The sequence below is a fragment of the Citrobacter sp. CK191 genome, from assembly GCF_030333435.1.
Taxonomy (GTDB): Bacteria; Pseudomonadota; Gammaproteobacteria; order Enterobacterales; family Enterobacteriaceae; genus Citrobacter_B; species Citrobacter_B koseri.
The window spans coordinates 538,450-555,990 of record NZ_JAOWFX010000003.1; the positions used below are offsets into that span (position 1 = coordinate 538,450).

The window sequence follows — 17,541 nt, forward strand, 5'->3', positions numbered from 1 at the left end:
ATCAGTATCTCATTACAAAGTGAAAGAGAGACGTAGCGCCAGCGCGGCCAGCGTTACAAACAGCACAGGCAGAGTCATGACGATCCCGGTGCGGAAATAGTATCCCCAGGTGATGGTCATGTTCTTCTGTGAAAGGACATGCAGCCAGAGCAGCGTTGCCAGGCTACCAATAGGTGTAATTTTCGGTCCCAGATCGCAGCCAATCACGTTGGCATAAATCATCGCCTCTTTGATAACACCTGTTGCGGTGCTGCCATCAATAGAGAGAGCGCCAACCAGCACGGTAGGCATGTTGTTCATGATGGAAGACAGGAAAGCCGTCAGGAAGCCAGTACCAAAGGTCGCGGCCCAAAGACCTTTATTTGCCAGCACGTTCAGTACGCCAGAGAGATACTCTGTTAGACCAGCGTTACGCAGGCCATAGACCACCAGATACATCCCCAGAGAGAAGATGACGATCTGCCATGGCGCACCGCGAAGCACTTTGCCAGTGTTAATGGCATGGCCTCGTTTCGCCACCGCAAACAGAATGACAGCCCCTACAGCCGCAATCGCGCTGACCGGGATACCCAACGGCTCAAGGACGAAAAAACCAACCAGAAGAAGGATCAACACTATCCAGCCAGTTCTGAAGGTTGCCAGATCTTTAATCGCCTTTGCCGGTGCTTTCAGGAGAGCCAGGTCGTAAGTCGGTGGAATATCTTTGCGGAAGAACAGATGCAGCATCACCAGCGTGGCGATAATAGCGGCAATATCCACCGGCACCATTACCGACGCATACTCAGTGAAGCCCAGTCCAAAGAAGTCCGCCGAGACTATATTCACCAGGTTCGACACGATAAGCGGCAGGCTGGCCGTATCGGCAATAAAACCGGCAGCCATGACGAATGCCAGCGTGGTGCCTTTGCTGAACCCTAATGCCAACAGCATGGCGATGACTATCGGCGTCAGAATAAGTGCCGCACCATCGTTGGCAAACAGTGCCGCCACCGCCGCACCGAGCAGAACGATATACGTAAAGAGCAAACGTCCACGACCGCTACCCCAGCGGGAAACGTGCAGCGCTGCCCATTCGAAAAAGCCCGATTCATCGAGCAGAAGGCTGATAATAATCACGGCAATAAAGGCCGCCGTCGCATTCCAGACGATATTCCACACTACAGGGATATCACCAAAATGGACTACGCCAGATATCAGCGCCAGTACCGCGCCCAGCGTCGCACTCCAGCCGATCCCTAATCCCTTCGGTTGCCAGATAATCAAAACGATGGTCAGGACAAAAATAGCGCCTGCCAGTAACATAAATCCTCCAGACAGGACGGCTCTGCCGCCCTGTGTATACAAAAAAAATTAAACGGCCAGCTCTCTGAGTTTCTCGATGCCAGTGGGCTCTGCAGCCACTACCGGTACTAACGCTATGCGGCTTGCATGCTGGTTTTTCACAACCTCGATTTGAGGAAGCTCTTGTAGGGCGCGCTGGCAAAGCAGCGGCGATTGCGTCTGTGCAATCGAAAGGCTGTTATTGATAATCCAGCCCCAGGGATGAATCCCCGCACGCTCAAGATCGGACTGCAGGTTTGCAGCTTCCAGTACAGGTGTGGTTTCAGGCAGAGTGACCAGCAGGACTTTGGTACGTTCCGGGTCCTGAAGCTGCATCATCGGAGTGGTAAAATGACCTTTATCCCCCATCTTCTTGGCAATCTCACGGTGATAAGCCCCGGTAGCATCAAGCAGTAATAACGTATGCCCGGTAGGTGCCGTGTCCATGACCACAAAGCGCTTACCTGCTTCACGAATTACCCTTGAAAAGGCCTGAAAGACGGCAATTTCTTCGGTGCAAGGGGAGCGTAAATCTTCTTCGAGCAGCCGTTTCCCGGCTTCGTCCAGATCTCTTCCCTTCGTCTCAAGAACATGCTGGCGATAGCGTTCGGTTTCATCGTGAGGGTTGATGCGGCTGACCTGCAGGTTTTTGAGGCTGCCGTTCAGCGTTGTACTCAGGTGCGCAGCAGGATCAGAGGTCGTGAGATGTACGTCAAATCCCATATCCGCCAGCCTGACGGCGATGGCAGCAGCCATCGTGGTTTTCCCTACGCCACCTTTGCCCATCAGCATAATCAGGCCGTGTACGCTGCGAGCGATATCATTGACCAGGCCAGAGAGCGATAAGTTTTTAGGCGTGTACTGGATGTTCGTTACCGGGAGCGGTAATGCCTCAGAACCGGTATCCAGCAGTCCCTTCAATGCTGAAACACCAACCATATTGACTGGCTGTAGTAATAGGGTATCTGTCGGTAGCCCAGATAAACCGGCAGGAAGATTTGCCAGTGCCTCCTGCTCACGTTGCCATATCGCAGCGGCCAGGGCGTCATGTTCAGCTTCGGCTTTAGGCAGCACACCATTAATCACTAGGTATTGGTTTTTCAGGCCAATTGCGGCGAGTTCTTCATGGGTGCGGGCGACTTCCTGTAGCGTAGATTTTTGCAGTCGCGCAACCAGAACTAGGCGGGTACGTTCAGGATCGGATAACGCCTCTACCGCATGAGCATACTGCTCACGCTGCTTTTCCAGCCCGGCCATTGGGCCAAGACAGGAAGCACCGTCCGGGTTACTTTCAATGAAGCTACTCCAGGCACCGGGAAGCTGGAGAAGGCGAATCGTGTGGCCCGTCGGCGCTGTATCAAAAATGATGTGATCGAAGCGGGTCAGCAGGGAAGCGTCTGTCAATAAGCCGGTGAACTCATCAAACGCCGCAATCTCAGTGGTACAGGCTCCTGAAAGCTGCTCGCTGATACTGTTAACAACGTCATCAGGCAAAAGACCTTTGATAGGATCAACGATTCTGGAGCGGTATTGTTTGGCGGCTTCCTGCGGGTCGATTTCCAGAGCGGAAAGTCCAGGAACTGCTGCCACAGGGCGAATGGTATTACCGATAGCCTGATCGAACACCTGACCGACATTGGAGGCTGGGTCAGTACTGACCAGCAAAACCCGCTTACCCTGTTCAGCAAGGCGGATAGCCGTCGCGCAGGAAATAGAAGTTTTTCCTACACCACCCTTGCCGGTAAAAAACAGGTAAGGCGGGATATTCTGTAAGAATTTCATATGTCCTCCTGACATATTCAGCAACAGGAAGTATTACCACCACAGCAACTGGTGGGAGCTAACCCTACCTTCTCCAGCGGAATACCGAACCAGCGAGCCAGCTCAGCGCGTTTTGGGTATCGCCCTGCCATCACCGTTTCACCGTCCAATAGCAGTAACGGAAGACCTTCTGCTCCAGATGCTTCGAGGAATGCTTTCGCTTTCTCATTCTGAACAAAGCTCATGGGCTGCTGCGCCAGGTTGTAACGTTCAACCTGTACACCACGTCCTTTCAGCCACTGCACATCAGCAGAAAAATCAACCAGAACCTGATCGACATCTGAGCCACATACGCCGGTACTGCAGCACATTGCCGGGTCAAACACCGTTAACGTCTTCATTCTGAATACCTCACATTTGGAAAAACATATATGTTCAGGAAAATTTTTTAGATGCAAACAGCCTTACCGCTACCAGAGCAGTTTGCCGATGCCAGCTTACGGGCGATGGCCTGTACGTCGTCCTGTTGGCTTAACCAGGCCTGCTCAATCACCTGAGCAGCCCAGGATGGAATATGCGGGGATAAGCGATAATGAACCCATTTCCCCTGCTTGCGATCCAGCAATAGACCGCTTTCCCGGAGCATTGCCAGATGGCGGGAGATCTTGGGCTGCGACTGATCCAGCGCTGTACAGAGATCGCACACGCACAGCTCTCCCATCTCTCTGAGCAGCAGTACGATCCCTAGACGGGTTTCATCGGAGAGGTTTTTGAAGAGTTGTAGGGGCTTCATAGGAATTTCTCCTCTGACGGAAACATTCATTATCACGCGGAAAAATGAAACGATCAACATCACATGCATTTTTTCATATATGAAAGCAAAACTCAAAATTTTTAAAATTTAATAGTAAAAAATGTGAATAGGAAATATGATTTAACATCATGTTTTAAAACAATAAAACGTTTCAGCTTAATAACTTAGTAGGACTTTGATATGTACACTAATGTAGGAAGCTATTGGTATAAATTTGATTTTCATACACACACTCCTGCCTCATCAGATTACAAAGCGCCAGCAGAAACAGCAAAAGAGTGGCTCATTGCCCTGATGGAAAGAGAGGTTGACTGCGTTGCAGTAACTGACCATGTTAGTGGGGCATGGATTGATATCTTGAAGCAAGAGCTAAAAGCGCTTGAAACATCCTATCAAGAATATCGCCCATTAATTTTATTCCCAGGATGTGAAATAACCGTAAGCACCGGGCAATCTAGGGTTCATATATTATCAATTTTTGACCCCTCTTGTGGCACAGCTAAAATTAATGGTGTGCTTGGCATGTGTGGGATTACGGAAGGACATGGAGATGCAGAGTCAACATGCGCTACCGAATCTGTTGATAAAGTAATTGAGCTGATAAGCAAGGAAAATGGAATTGCTATTCCTGCGCATATTGATGGTCCTAAAGGGCTATTAAAGGGAATAAAAAACAACAACTCAGAAATAAGTACATGGGCAAAAAAAATTGTTGCAGCAGAATTTGTCGATTTAAACTTCCTTGATAGCGTAGATGTAGAACTACAAAAGACATTTCAAGATATAGGTAGAGTTAAAGGTTCTGATGCTCATGAAAAGTCTAGACTAGGAGCTAATACCTCTTGGATCAAGATGGGAAAACCAACAATTGATGGTTTAAGGCTTGCATTATACGATAATAAATTCTGCGTAAGTAACGAAATTGACGATCCTAATTCTCTACCAAACCTGTCAATTAACAACCTAACAATTAAAAAAATGACCCACTGTGGAATTATCCCAGGAAAACCTGTTGAGATAAAACTGCACCCTCTCTTCAATGCTATAATTGGTGGACGTGGCGCTGGTAAATCAACATTTGTTGAATCACTACGAATTGCGATGGGTAGATCTGAAGAGTTAGTCGGCTTACAATCTATAAAAAGAGATCTAGATTCTTTTATTGATGGAGTTACTAGAGATGATACCGAAGTCAGCGTAGGAATAAAGAGGCGTGATGATTTATTTAATGTTATATGGACAAAAAATAATGACATTGAAATAAAGAAATTTGAAAATGAAGAGTGGCAAGATGCTCCGGGCAAACCAGAGGAAAGATTCAACATAAGCATTTATAGCCAAAAGCAAATCAATGCCTTAGCATCTAATCCTGAAAGTTTACTAAACATAGTTGATCGAACACCACAAGTAGATATTTCCAGCTGGAAACAGAAATTAGCTTCCCAACAAGTTACATCAATTAATTTAGCAAAAAGCATTAGAAAAATTGAGCTGAGCGCTCTTGAAAAAACCTCTATTCAAGCACAAATTGATGACTTAAACTCTGATATATCCAGCTTTGAAAAGGGTGGACATAAAGATGTTTTTAATAACTATCAAACGCTATCAAAAAAACAAACAAAAATAGAAGATAGTTTCCAAATAGAAAGTTTGAGCAATGCATTACAATCAATTATTGATTTTAACACAGTCCCTCTTGATTTATCTAATTTAGGACATGAGTTAGAAAATGAAAATGAAGTAAGTGAAATTCATAAAAATTTCACTGCTGAAATTGATAAAGTCATATCTGATATCAAATCATCAAAAGCAAAGATTGACAACATTGTACAGCAAACCGTACAAGCACTCGATAACTCTGAATGGAAAAAAAATAGTAAAAAAATCATTGATCGGTATAAGGAAGTTGTTCAAACTTACGAAAGCAAAGGGCATGAACTGAACCCTCAAGAATATGAACAATGGATCGAAAAAAGAAATAACACACAAAAACAGTTAGATGAAATCGTAGAAGAAGAAAATAAACTTGATTCTTACAAAACAGATTTTAATCGTTCGATTTCCTTGAGTTACATCTTACGTAGACGCCTACAAAAAAAACGAGAGAAATTCATCCGTTCAGTAATTGGGAATAATAAATATGTTAAAATGTCAATCATTCCATTTGGAGATAAAAATAATATTGAAAATGATTTCCGTTCTATTCTAGGTTATAGCAATGGGTTCAATTCATCCATTTATCAAGATGATCGTGAAGATAGTTTACTTTATAAAGTAATAAATGATGGTGGAGATTTAAGAAAAACGATAAAATATATCTCAGAAATAAAGGATACTATATTCAAAATTGCAGCAAGTGAAGATGTAACTATACATAGAGTCGATGGCAGATTTAAAACATCGTTATGTGAAAAAATAAAGTCGCAGCCAGAAATATTAGAAAGAATAATTAATTGGCTTCCACAAGACCGTTTACTGGTAGAATATGCAAGAGATGTTGAAAAAGGGAAGTTCGCCTCAATTGACAGAGGTTCTGCGGGACAGAAAGCCGCTGCAATTCTCGCATTCCTGTTAAGTCATGGAGATAATCCAATAGTAGTCGATCAACCAGAAGATGATTTAGATAATGCTCTAATCAATAAGTTAATAGTATCTCAAATACATAGCAATAAAAGAAGAAGACAAATTATAATCATTACCCACAACCCAAACATAGTTGTAAATGGAGATGCTGAGTACATAAATGTTATGCATTTTAACGGCGGTCAGGTGCAATTACTATCTGCAGGTGGTTTATGTGACACTGATGTCAGACTTAATGTTTGTGAGATAATGGAAGGTGGTAAAGAGGCCTTCAACTTAAGATATAATCGCTTACTTAAAATGTAAGAATAATCTAATTGTAGCAAAGGATTGCTACAATTAGATTCAAGAATATATAGCTCTTAGTATTTTAAAAGTAAACAATAGTTCTCTATATCACTATATAACCCACCTAAGCGCTAGCGTGTTATACGTTTCGCGGATTAGTTTTTATCGACGTGAGCAAGCTGTAACTCAATCAAGACAGTGTTAAATTTCTATTCATGCAAAATGGTACGCATCGTGTGGTGGAACCCATGCAGCATAATGCACCGTGCTACGAGTCCACCAGACATCAGTATGAGCTTAAAACGTAATTGAAATAAGCAGGGGTTCCTTTGACAACTTGCTCAATAACGCTTAAATGATTTTGCCTAGCCTCATCAAATGAGCTGCCTCCATATCCATCCTGGAGGAGAGCGTCGCGAATAGCTTGAGAAATAAAACGGTCAGCAAATCCCGCCTCAAATATACTCATGGATAGCGCGTCAGGGAGACCATTTTTTAGGCTCTTCTGAAAATGAGCGAGCGATGCCCCTTGCTCTCCGATTATTTCCTCTGGACTAAAAAGGAATTGTGCAAGAGCTGCCAGAATGAGCGAACAATCAAATGCCAGTGTGCTCTCCAAGAACTTAAGAATATCGTCGTCACTCACTTTTTGTTTACGCTTACCGGCTTTCTTTTTAACCTGCATCTGGGATGCTTTCTTGAAGATTTCTCCGTAACTCATTCCGCACATCCACGAAAGGGCGATCTCGAACCCTGCACCTGCAGGCTCGACGCTACGGAAAAAACGATTGTCGCAGAGCTCGGTCAGTAGTGGCCAGACGGCATTGAGCCATCCATTAGAGGAATCCAGCGCTAGCAGCATTGCTCTATGTTCGCCTGACCATACTTCAATAAATTTAGTCTGCTTTGCGCCCAGCAATGTCTTGCCGAAGAATGCCTGCTTTAAGGGTGAGCTCTCAACCGACTCAATACGTCTGGCAACCAATCTGAAGTATTCTTCAAGTTTCTCAGCCTCTTCGGCAGAGGCAAGCGAGTACGCCAATGTCTCGCGTGCAAGTTCCCCGGCCCTCTGTTCAAAGGCGGTTGCATCCATCGCAGCACAGTTTGCCATTAGATAGCTTTCAAGTGTATGCGTCATCTTTTTCCGTTCTGCCAAGGAGCTCAACAGCGCTTTTACTAGAGCATCTTTTTTCGACTTACTGAGGCGAGGGTCTGAATCCGCCACCAGATTAGCCCAGCCTTCCCACTCAACCTCCTTATCCATAAAATCCAGCAAATCGCCCCCAGCAAAGGGCAATTCTTGGTTACGGGGGAGTGCAAAAGGTTTTAACAATAAAAGGAGTGAACTGGTAACGCCTTCAGCGCGGTCAGGAGAGAGAAGCTCCACAGCGCTTTGAAATTTCCATCCTTCCTGCCAATTTTTCCTTCTGTCCCAAACTGTTGCATCAGCGAAGATTACAACCCCCTCAGTATGCATCCCTGCACGACCGGCACGCCCAATAAGATTCTGGAAGTCGCGAACTTTGACACGTCCTACCCCCTGATATACTCCCTGCACGATAAGATAGCGAATAGGCAAGTTTACACCTTGAGCAAGCGTAGATGTGCATGCAATAAAGTTAATCAGTCCTTTCTGCATACCATGTTCTAGTGCTAAGCGTATACCCTGAGGTGTATTACTGTGATGCGTGTATATACCCAGCTTTGCAGCTTTTAAAAGAAAGGAATTGCTACCGAAATTACCCTCAATAATAGTTTTCAGTGCCATGACTTCTTCAGGATTAGCGTAGGTTGAAGGCCATAACGTGTTATATCCTGCATCCGCAATCTGGACAGCCCTTTTTGCTATACCATTTGCAATCAACTTTGTCCCACAGAAAATAGCTACGGATCCCTTACTAATAACGCGTAGACCCAAATAGAGCGATACGTCGCTCGATTTCGTCCGGGTCGGAAATATCGAGCTGTCTGCTTTAATTCCCGATAGCTGTGCCGCTTCGATTATTCTCGGAACAAAGTAGTCCTCTTTGTCATATCCATTTTCATGAAACATTAACTGTCCAAGCGACTCTGTCCAGCTTGCAAAGGCAACAGACCGGCTCGTAGGTAATAGCGTTGCGCCGTCAATAACCTGTGCCTTATCCTCACCCATCAGCCAGCTAGCAATGGCCTGTGGATTTTGCATCACAGCTGAAATAAGTAGAGTCTGCGCTGTATCAGGCAGCAATCCCTTGATTTCGGTGAGCAACAATTCATAGGTTATACCTCTCACGCCAGTATCAAACTGGTGCCCCTCGTCGTAAACGACAAGACCAATGTGTTTCAAAGCCTGAGAGGACTGACGCAGCACATAGAGAAACTTTTCGGGTGTGAGGACTAATACGTTCGATGTTGAGGGCGGGGCACTTCCCAGAAGGTCAGCAATTTGTTCAACGAAGTCAATCTGCAAGGCATCCGTCAGTTCATTGACTTTAATGTCATCGCCGGCCAAATCTTGCCGAAGTGATAAGGCAATTTCATGGCAGAGTGCCCGAAAGGGTGCAACCACAACCGCAAGCTTCGTGCGCCCAGACATGAATGCACTGCGCAGAACTAACTCAATCGACCTAGTTTTCCCGGCACTTGTAGGCATCTGAATCAAGCCCGAGTCACCTCTGAATATCCCTCTTTCCCCTAAAAGAATCTGAGAAGGCCAGAGTTCTTTAGGAAAGCGTTCCCTCTGAATGACCGGCCGCCAATGATCCACTGATAAACCTGAATATTGGGAGAGGGTTACCCAAGCAGATGCTGCAAGCCTCATACGACAAATCGATATGGCGACATCTGCATAAAGCACTTCCTCGGGAGTGCCCATTTTATAAGCCTCATTCCTGAGGAGTTTCATCAGTACATCAATCTCTTGTAGCTGGGTACCTTCGGCAAAATGGTTAGCAACAGCACGCGAAAACGATGTTAGCAGCGGTCCATAACGTTTGTCGTCTAAAAGCCAGTAAGTCCTCCAGTCCGCTTTGAGCAACCATTGAAGCAAATGCTCAACATTGTTGTCTTCTTCTTTAGGTTCAATTCGACGGGCAAGGACTAAGCTACTTCCCGGGCGTCGAGCCACATAATAGGCGGCAGAGGCTAATAGTAATGTTGTGCTTTCGAGGCCTTGTGCAAATCCTGAATCCAGAACTGCGTCAAAAAAGCTGGCGCAGAAATTCAGCTCCGCTTGCGGCTCAGGGGGAAGAGAAACTAATGGCAGTGACAGCTCAGCCAGCACCCCGGTAACGTCGCCCAAGGTTGCTACGGTCATAATAAACAGCTGCAGAGGATCTGAACCTTCAGGCATTCTGAGATGCAGAGACTCATCCAGACCAAACTCGTACATCTTACCTTTCGAGCGTGTTATGCCAAAGAGGCGTTTGCTATTGAATCCAGCCTTCATTTGCAGGCCCTCTCGTAAAGTTCATGAACCAGTTTCATCTGAAGATCGGCTCTCACAACCATCAGATAAAGTGCTGCCTCATTTGAGTGCGTGTTGGCCAGTGTCTTGGCAAGCTCTTCTTCATTGAAAGCTGTGTTGCAAAGAACAGCAACCGCACCTGAGTAATATGTATAAGGGTTATCTGCAGGATTCTGAAACCGTGCAATTCGGCTCACTTCCAGTGTCTTTCCTTCACGAAGGTACCTACGTTTAGTGGCGTTTAACGTGAAAGCTTGCCTTATGTGTTGATCGTTAGAACCATCGTCAACAGCATTTTGGAGCTGGCCACCATATATACCACCTGAAAGAGACGCTTTAACTTCAAAGGCATAAAGGGCATCCCCTCGATTGGGAGTAGCAATATCCAACTGATGGAAGCCTAGTATATCAACGCCTTTGACGGACTCATTGTTGCTGGCTTTGTCAGCGTATTTTCCTCGGGGCACCCACAGATTGAGCGTGAACTCCAAGTAGTCGGAAATGAGAAATTCAGCGAAATCACCAGAACGAATTGATGGCCCGGGAGCCTTGACTTTGTCGGGGAAAATATGTGCATTTAGATACTGTTCTATCGTCATTCCTGTCCCGCACAAGAGCTCAGGAAGCTCCTGGTCTGTACAGTATTGCCGACGAAAATGCAGTGCCCAACTGTCAAGAATCGCCGGATCAGTTGGGGGCGAGAACTCCCAAACATTTATGGTCCGGCCTTCAACGGTTATCAAACCTGCTGACCTTAAATGTAAACCTTTTAAATGGTCGGGTAGCATAACAGCTCCTTTTGTTGGGCATTCACCTTAAAACAAGATCGGCAATCCATTACTACTGTAACAATGCTGTCAAAACATTAGATTAAACGGGGGATAGTAACCTCGTAAACAATTACTGGTTTGCAGTGGGGTAATTTACGGCATACTTGCCACCGCAATTAGTAGTTTTGGGGCTGACATTTATGACGGACGTCCTCGAGTCTGAGTTAAGGTATCTTATTCTGTTTATACGCACCCCGCGAAATCCTAGCCTGCCTCCTCTTAATCAGCTCAAACACATGCTAAAATGTCAGCCCTCAACACAGGTCTGACCAGATGCCTATTCACCGCCCGTTGAATGCCACTGGAGCGATGATTCAATAATACGCCGATACATGGTGTCGATCTGACGCGGTGCACGACGAATGTATTGCTCCGCCCTATCTCTTTGTTCTCCAGATAGTTGTTCTAAATACTTCACAATTTTTTCGGCTGTCGGAAGGATTTCTTTACCGTTGAATTTTGGAGGGAGACCGGTCCATACCACATGGTCCACGTTATTGGTATCAGCCCATTCAGACAATCCTGGGATCAGTTTTGGAGAAGGCTGACCAGCAGACCACCTGCAAACATGCTTTTCAATATTTTTTATTGGGATACCTTCACGGCAACGCAAAGCCTCAATACTAGAGGTAAGATCCACTGATTCCATTATCGCCCACAGGGAAGGCACTAATCGATCAGTTTCGACTAGCACAAGCGTAATCCGTCCATCTAGCGACTGTCTGGCGAATTCAACGGATATAAGTGGGCCATCCTCAGACCATTTCCCCTGAACAGGTAAACCTCTTGGCTCCCAAATTAAGGAACCCCATCCAAGACAAGCGATACGAGCCATTATGCCTCCATTAGCATGGTCAGTTTAAAGGTAAAACTCACATATCTTACCGTGCCCCATTGGCACTACATTCAATCGACTTTCTGAATCCCTCACAGAGCGTTATAGCCTGCGTTTGTATCTATCGTTTGAACTTACATAACTAAGCAGATCTTCAGAAGTAAATGTAATTTTTCTCCAGAAAGCAGAAATGAAACTCAGCAAAAAAAGAAATTTTCTGGTATGGAACTCCTCCGTTTTGGAGGAGACCTGCTTGTATTTTCACTTTATCTAACGAATAAGTAGCTAAGTTTGTAGGTGAAATTATGATGCTATGATTAGATTAAATTTACCAATGTTATCAATGTAATCTGCATACCACTGCATCATCTCCCTTCGCCCTTCCAGATACAACGCATGGTTGTATGTCCCGCGAATCGCATTCTTATCGACATGCGCAAGCTGGGTTTCAATCCATGCCGTATTAAACCCTTCCTCATGCAAAATCGTACTCATCGTGTGACGGAAACCATGCCCCGTTACCTTCCCCGTGTATCCAATCCGCTTAAACACCTGATTAATACTCGCTTCGCTCATTGTTTTCCGGGGATCATTTCTCCCAGGAAACATTAGAGGATATTGCCCAGACATCACTTTGAGCTGCTGTACGATCTCTAGTGCTTGGGTAGAGAGGGGAACAAGGTGAGGCCGTTTCATCTTCATTCGGTCAGCAGGAATTTCCCACACCGCTTTTTCAAGATCAAATTCACTCCAGAAAGCACCTCGAAGCTCACCGGTGCGAACTCCTGTAAGGATCAGCAGACGAGCGGCAAGAACAACCAGCGGACTTCCTGTATAGCCTGAGAGAGCTTTGAAGAAATCAGGTAACTCCTCAACAGTCAGGAAGGGATAATGCTTTGATTCATGCCCTGACATCGCGCTGGTTAGATCCGCTGCAGGATTGTATTCCGCACGACCGGTAACAATGGCGTAACGAAAGACTTCGCTGCAACGCTGGCGAACCTTCTTGGCCTTTTCCGTCGCGCCACGGCTTTCCATTCGACGCAGCACATTAAGCAGAACCAGCGGTTTGATTTCATTTACCGGCTGCTGGCCGATATAGGGGAAAATATCTTTATTGAATGCTTCGATGATATCGGAGGCATAACCTTCTGACCATCGGCTCACCTTTGTTCCGTGCCATTCAAGTGCCACAGCCTGAAACGTATTATTGAGCTGCACATCGCGAACCAGCTTTTCTTCTTTCTTGGCGAAAGACGGATCGATGCCCTCGGCCAGCTTTTTCTTGGCTTCATCACGCAGTGCCCTCGCTTGTGCAAGGGACACTGCCGGATAGACCCCAAAAGCCATACGCTTCTCTTTCCCATTAAAGCGATATTTCATCCGCCAGTATCGGGAACCAGAGGGAACGACTTCAAGATACAAACCAGCACCATCTGCCAGCTTATAGGCTTTCTCTCTGGGTTTAGCTGCATCTACCTGTCGCGCATTTAGCTTCATTGGGGGCATCTCCCTGGACCGAACACAGAATGCCCCCACTTATGCCCCCAACTGTAACTTGATTCCGGTTGAGTCCAGTTGATAACAGGAGATAAGATACGGGCCAGAAACCGCAGTATACGGGCTTTAAGTTGATTTCGGTAGACCTGGGAAGAGGTTGAAATGGTGCCGATAATAGGAGTCGAACCTACGACCTTCGCATTACGAATGCGCTGCTCTACCAACTGAGCTATATCGGCCCTGAAAGGACATGACCACGAGTGTGAATCACGGGGTAGAAGGTTAAAACTAACCGGGTGATGCGTCAATAGCCTTGTGAATCAAGTGGCTGATTTTGCATCACTCCGGTTTTAATTACGCACGAATGGTATCGTCACCGATGCCGATCCACTTGTAGGTGGTCAGCGCTTCCAGCCCCATTGGGCCGCGTGCGTGTAATTTTTGCGTGCTGACAGCCACTTCCGCGCCAAGGCCAAATTGTCCGCCATCGGTAAATCGGGTAGAAGCATTGACGTAAACGGCGGACGAATCTACTTCATTCACAAAACGATCGGCGTTGCGCAGAGTGTGCGTCAGGATCGCATCAGAATGTTGAGTGCCGTGTTCGCGAATATGCGCAATCGCATCATCCAGGTCGGCCACGATTTTCACATTCAGATCCAACGACAGGAACTCGTCGTCATACTCTTCGGCTTTCACCGCTACCACGTTCGCCGGGCCTGATTTCAGTTGGGCCAGCGCCGCATCGTCAGCATGCAGCGTGACGCCGCTTTCCGCCATTTGCTTGCTCAGCGCAGGCAGAAAACGCGCAGCGATATCCTGATGCACCAGCAGCGTTTCCACCGTGTTGCAGGTACTCGGACGCTGGGTTTTCGCATTGACGATGATCTTCAGCGCCGGTTCGATCTCCGCGCTGTCGTCAACAAAGATATGGCATACGCCAATCCCGCCGGTGATCACCGGGATCGTCGACTGCTCACGGCACAGCTTGTGCAGGCCCGCGCCGCCACGAGGGATCAGCATGTCGATGTATTTATCCATACGCAGCATTTCATTGACCAGCGCGCGATCCGGGCTGTCGATCGCCTGGACTGCGCCAGCCGGTAAGCCGCAGGCTTCCAGCGCTTGCTGAATCACCGCAACCGTTGCCGCATTGGTGCGATACGTCTCTTTACCGCCGCGCAGAATCGCCGCGTTGCCGGTTTTCAGGCACAACGAGGCGACGTCAACGGTCACATTGGGACGCGCTTCGTAAATCACGCCAATGACGCCCAGCGGAACACGACGACGTTCCAGACGCAGCCCGCTGTCCAGCAGACCGCCATCAATCACCTGTCCGACCGGGTCGGCCAGGTTACACACCTGACGGACGTCATCGGCAATCGCTTTCAGGCGCGCCGGTGTCAATGCCAGACGATCCAGCATCGCTTCGCTGAGGCCGTTTTCGCGCGCCTCGGCAACGTCCTGAGCATTAGCGCTCAGGATGCTTTCAGTTTGCGCTTCCAGTTCGTCCGCTATTTTTTCCAGTACGCGATTCTTCTCGCGACTGGAGAGTAGCGCCAGTTTGTAGGACGCCGCTTTGGCAGCAATGCCCATTTGTTCCAGCATACGTCGGCTCCTTAACGGGTAATCATGTCATCGCGATGGACAGCGACCGGGCCATATTCATAGCCAAGAATCGCGTCAATCTGCTGAGAGTGGTGACCAGCAATACGGCGCAGCGCGTCGCTGTTATAACGGGTGACGCCGTGGGCGATATCGCGCCCTTCCTGGTTACGGATGCGGATCACTTCACCACGCGAGAAGTTACCTGTCACGCTTTTAATGCCTTTTGGCAATAATGAGCTACCGCGTTCCAGAATCGCAGATGTCGCCCCTTCATCCACCGTGATTTCACCGGCAGGCGGCGCGCCAAAGATCCAGCGTTTGCGGTTTTCCAGCGGGGAGGCTTGCGCATGGAAACGGGTTCCCGCAGAAATGCCTGCCATAACATCGCCAATCACGCCCGGCTTGCTGCCCGCTGCGATGATGGTGTCGATTCCGGCACGACAGGCAACGTCGGCAGCCTGCAATTTGGTGCCCATTCCCCCGGTTCCCAGGCCAGAGACGCTGTCGCCTGCAATCGCACGCAGCGCATCATCAATGCCGTACACGTCTTTAATCAGCTCAGCCTGCGGGTTGGTTCGCGGATCGGCGGTAAACAACCCTTGCTGATCGGTCAGTAACAACAATTTGTCGGCGCCCGCCAGAATGGCGGCCAGCGCGGAAAGGTTGTCGTTATCGCCCACTTTTATTTCAGCGGTCGCCACGGCATCGTTTTCATTGATGACAGGGACAATATTGTTGTCCAGCAGCGCACGCAGGGTGTCACGCGCGTTCAGGAAGCGCTCTCTGTCTTCCATATCCGCACGCGTCAGCAGCATCTGCCCGATGTGAATACCGTAGATAGAGAATAGCTGTTCCCAAAGCTGAATCAGACGACTCTGCCCCACCGCCGCCAACAGTTGTTTAGACGCTATGGTCGCCGGGAGTTCCGGGTAGCCAAGATGCTCACGCCCGGCGGCGATAGCACCCGACGTAACGATCACAATACGATGGCCTGCGGCATGTAGCTGCGCGCATTGACGAACAAGTTCTACGATATGGGCACGGTTCAGGCGGCGCGATCCGCCCGTTAGCACACTGGTGCCGAGTTTTACCACCAGCGTCTGGCTGTCACTCATGATTCTCTGCCATTCAAAATAGGGGAAAATGATATCAAACGAACGTTTTAGCAGGACTGGCCCCGGTTGCCAACAACCAGAGCACAAAGCATGAAATTTTGTTGCGCAGGATCAGCAAGCGTAGCGGCAGTTTCTGACAATTTTATTACCGCAATAATAAATCATCCTTTTTTAAAAATATTCTTAATTTGTCATAAAACCTTCATTGCAGAGCGTTAAAAACCATCCTGTTTTTCACGGGGATCACTCCCAGCGAATATTAGCGCGTAATTTTAAATCAGGAATGAAAATGAAAAAGAGCACTCTGGCATTAGTGGTGATGGGTATTGTTGCATCGGCATCCGTGCAGGCAGCAGAAGTGTATAACAAAAACAGTAATAAACTGGACGTGTATGGCAAAGTAAAAGCGATGCACTACATCAGTGATGATGACAGCAAAGATGGCGACCAGACTTATATCCGCTTTGGCTTTAAAGGCGAAACGCAGATTAACGATCAGCTGACCGGTTACGGTCGCTGGGAAGCTGAGTTCGCCGGTAACAAAACAGAAAGCGAAGGCGGTCAGAAAACCCGTCTGGCTTTTGCGGGTCTGAAGCTGAACGATTTCGGTTCGTTAGATTATGGTCGTAACCTGGGCGCCCTGTACGACGTTGCCGCGTGGACGGATATGTTCCCTGAATTCGGCGGCGACGGCCTTGCACAGACCGACAACTTTATGACCAAACGCGCCAGTGGCCTGGCAACTTACCGTAACACCGATTTCTTCGGCGTTATCGATGGTCTGAACTTAACCCTGCAATATCAGGGTAAAAACGAAAACCGCGACGTCAAAAAGCAGAATGGCGACGGTTTCGGCACATCTCTGAGCTATGACTTCGGCGGCAGCGACTTCGCCATCATCGGCGCATACGCCAATTCAGACCGCACCAATGAGCAGAACCTGCAATCTCGCGGACAAGGTAAAAACGCGGAAGGTTGGGCGACGGGTCTGAAATATGACGCCAATAACATTTACCTGGCGACTATCTATTCTGAAACCCGCAACATGGCGCCTATTTCCGGTGGTTTCGCCAATAAAGCGCAAAACTTCGAAGCGGTTGCCCAGTATCAGTTTGATTTCGGCCTGCGTCCTTCTCTGGGCTATGTTCAGTCTAAAGGCAAAGATATTGAAGGTATCGGTGATGAAGATATCGTGAAATATATCGATGTGGGCGCAACATATTATTTCAATAAAAATATGTCTGCGTTCGTTGATTATAAAATCAACCAGATTGACGATGATAACAAGCTGGGCGTAAGCAGCGATGATATCGTCGCGATTGGTATGACGTACCAGTTCTGATTGTCTTAATTTGCCGGATGACGACGCTCAGGCGTCTTATCCGGCCTACTCTTTTGCACTGTTGCAGGCCGGATAAGCGTAGCGTCATCCGGCATTATTC

12 protein-coding genes and 1 tRNA gene are annotated in these 17,541 nt (G+C 47.5%); 2 read left to right on the forward strand and 11 right to left on the reverse strand.

Annotated features, from left to right (window positions below):
* Positions 1-12 precede the first annotated feature (12 nt).
* Genes arsB through arsR form a run of 4 tightly spaced genes read right to left on the reverse strand, consistent with a single transcriptional unit; the run spans position 13 to position 3,874 of the window.
* Positions 13-1,302: an arsenite efflux transporter membrane subunit ArsB gene (gene arsB / locus OGV82_RS02555; protein ID WP_060571116.1), complete on the reverse strand. Its 1,290-nt coding sequence runs from the start codon at positions 1,300-1,302 to the stop codon at positions 13-15.
* Between the two features lie 48 nt (positions 1,303-1,350).
* Entirely contained in the window at positions 1,351-3,102 is a 1,752-nt protein-coding gene (gene arsA, locus OGV82_RS02560) for an arsenite efflux transporter ATPase subunit ArsA (RefSeq protein WP_192466318.1), read from the reverse strand.
* Between the two features lie 17 nt (positions 3,103-3,119).
* Positions 3,120-3,482, reverse strand: a complete 363-nt coding sequence (gene arsD / locus OGV82_RS02565) for an arsenite efflux transporter metallochaperone ArsD (protein ID WP_000855179.1) — start codon at positions 3,480-3,482, stop codon at positions 3,120-3,122.
* Positions 3,483-3,529: 47 nt separating this feature from the next.
* Positions 3,530-3,874, reverse strand: coding sequence for an As(III)-sensing metalloregulatory transcriptional repressor ArsR (gene arsR / locus OGV82_RS02570; RefSeq protein WP_096875271.1), 345 nt, complete (start codon positions 3,872-3,874; stop codon positions 3,530-3,532).
* 201 nt (positions 3,875-4,075) lie between these two features.
* On the opposite strand from arsR, the gene OGV82_RS02575 reads away from it, so the two are divergent.
* Positions 4,076-6,784 (forward strand): TrlF family AAA-like ATPase, encoded by a 2,709-nt coding sequence (locus OGV82_RS02575; protein WP_101743949.1) that lies wholly within the window; start codon positions 4,076-4,078, stop codon positions 6,782-6,784.
* 268 nt (positions 6,785-7,052) lie between these two features.
* Here OGV82_RS02575 and OGV82_RS02580 read toward each other — a convergent pair whose 3' ends face one another.
* The 7 genes from OGV82_RS02580 to proB all read right to left on the reverse strand — a co-directional run bounded on the left by OGV82_RS02580 (position 7,053) and on the right by proB (position 16,099).
* Positions 7,053-10,193, reverse strand: a complete 3,141-nt coding sequence (locus tag OGV82_RS02580; RefSeq protein ID WP_101743950.1) for a DEAD/DEAH box helicase — start codon at positions 10,191-10,193, stop codon at positions 7,053-7,055.
* The gene (locus tag OGV82_RS02585) at positions 10,190-10,999 is read right to left on the reverse strand and encodes a Hachiman antiphage defense system protein HamA (protein WP_101743951.1); all 810 of its coding nucleotides are present in this window, start codon (positions 10,997-10,999) and stop codon (positions 10,190-10,192) included. The genes OGV82_RS02580 and OGV82_RS02585 overlap by 4 nt, the downstream gene beginning before the upstream one ends.
* Before the next feature lie 319 nt (positions 11,000-11,318).
* Positions 11,319-11,876 carry a hypothetical protein gene (locus OGV82_RS02590; protein ID WP_071994603.1) on the reverse strand — a complete coding sequence of 186 codons (558 nt, stop codon included), beginning with the start codon at positions 11,874-11,876 and terminating at the stop codon, positions 11,319-11,321.
* A 303-nt stretch (positions 11,877-12,179) separates the two neighbouring features.
* Positions 12,180-13,376 (reverse strand): tyrosine-type recombinase/integrase, encoded by a 1,197-nt coding sequence (locus tag OGV82_RS02595; protein ID WP_101743952.1) that lies wholly within the window; start codon positions 13,374-13,376, stop codon positions 12,180-12,182.
* A 163-nt stretch (positions 13,377-13,539) separates the two neighbouring features.
* Positions 13,540-13,615 (reverse strand) — tRNA-Thr (locus OGV82_RS02600).
* A gap of 115 nt (positions 13,616-13,730) precedes the next feature.
* The gene (gene proA / locus OGV82_RS02605) at positions 13,731-14,984 is read right to left on the reverse strand and encodes a glutamate-5-semialdehyde dehydrogenase (protein WP_047458747.1); all 1,254 of its coding nucleotides are present in this window, start codon (positions 14,982-14,984) and stop codon (positions 13,731-13,733) included.
* Positions 14,985-14,995: 11 nt separating this feature from the next.
* Entirely contained in the window at positions 14,996-16,099 is a 1,104-nt protein-coding gene (gene proB, locus OGV82_RS02610; RefSeq protein ID WP_012133771.1) for a glutamate 5-kinase, read from the reverse strand.
* Positions 16,100-16,388: 289 nt separating this feature from the next.
* On the opposite strand from proB, the gene phoE reads away from it, so the two are divergent.
* Positions 16,389-17,441, forward strand: a complete 1,053-nt coding sequence (gene phoE / locus OGV82_RS02615; RefSeq protein ID WP_024130644.1) for a phosphoporin PhoE — start codon at positions 16,389-16,391, stop codon at positions 17,439-17,441.
* The last annotated feature ends 100 nt before the right edge of the window (positions 17,442-17,541 follow it).

What these genes read in the sequence shown, in the direction of transcription:
- arsB (WP_060571116.1), bottom strand. Translation starts at nt 1,302, where the DNA reads ATGTTACTGGCAGGCGCTATTTTTGTCCTGACCATCGTTTTGATTATC.
- arsA (WP_192466318.1), bottom strand. Translation starts at nt 3,102, where the DNA reads ATGAAATTCTTACAGAATATCCCGCCTTACCTGTTTTTTACCGGCAAG.
- arsD (WP_000855179.1), bottom strand. Translation starts at nt 3,482, where the DNA reads ATGAAGACGTTAACGGTGTTTGACCCGGCAATGTGCTGCAGTACCGGC.
- arsR (WP_096875271.1), bottom strand. Translation starts at nt 3,874, where the DNA reads ATGAAGCCCCTACAACTCTTCAAAAACCTCTCCGATGAAACCCGTCTA.
- OGV82_RS02575 (WP_101743949.1), top strand. Translation starts at nt 4,076, where the DNA reads ATGTACACTAATGTAGGAAGCTATTGGTATAAATTTGATTTTCATACA.
- OGV82_RS02580 (WP_101743950.1), bottom strand. Translation starts at nt 10,193, where the DNA reads ATGAAGGCTGGATTCAATAGCAAACGCCTCTTTGGCATAACACGCTCG.
- OGV82_RS02585 (WP_101743951.1), bottom strand. Translation starts at nt 10,999, where the DNA reads ATGCTACCCGACCATTTAAAAGGTTTACATTTAAGGTCAGCAGGTTTG.
- OGV82_RS02590 (WP_071994603.1), bottom strand. Translation starts at nt 11,876, where the DNA reads ATGGCTCGTATCGCTTGTCTTGGATGGGGTTCCTTAATTTGGGAGCCA.
- OGV82_RS02595 (WP_101743952.1), bottom strand. Translation starts at nt 13,376, where the DNA reads ATGAAGCTAAATGCGCGACAGGTAGATGCAGCTAAACCCAGAGAGAAA.
- proA (WP_047458747.1), bottom strand. Translation starts at nt 14,984, where the DNA reads ATGCTGGAACAAATGGGCATTGCTGCCAAAGCGGCGTCCTACAAACTG.
- proB (WP_012133771.1), bottom strand. Translation starts at nt 16,099, where the DNA reads ATGAGTGACAGCCAGACGCTGGTGGTAAAACTCGGCACCAGTGTGCTA.
- phoE (WP_024130644.1), top strand. Translation starts at nt 16,389, where the DNA reads ATGAAAAAGAGCACTCTGGCATTAGTGGTGATGGGTATTGTTGCATCG.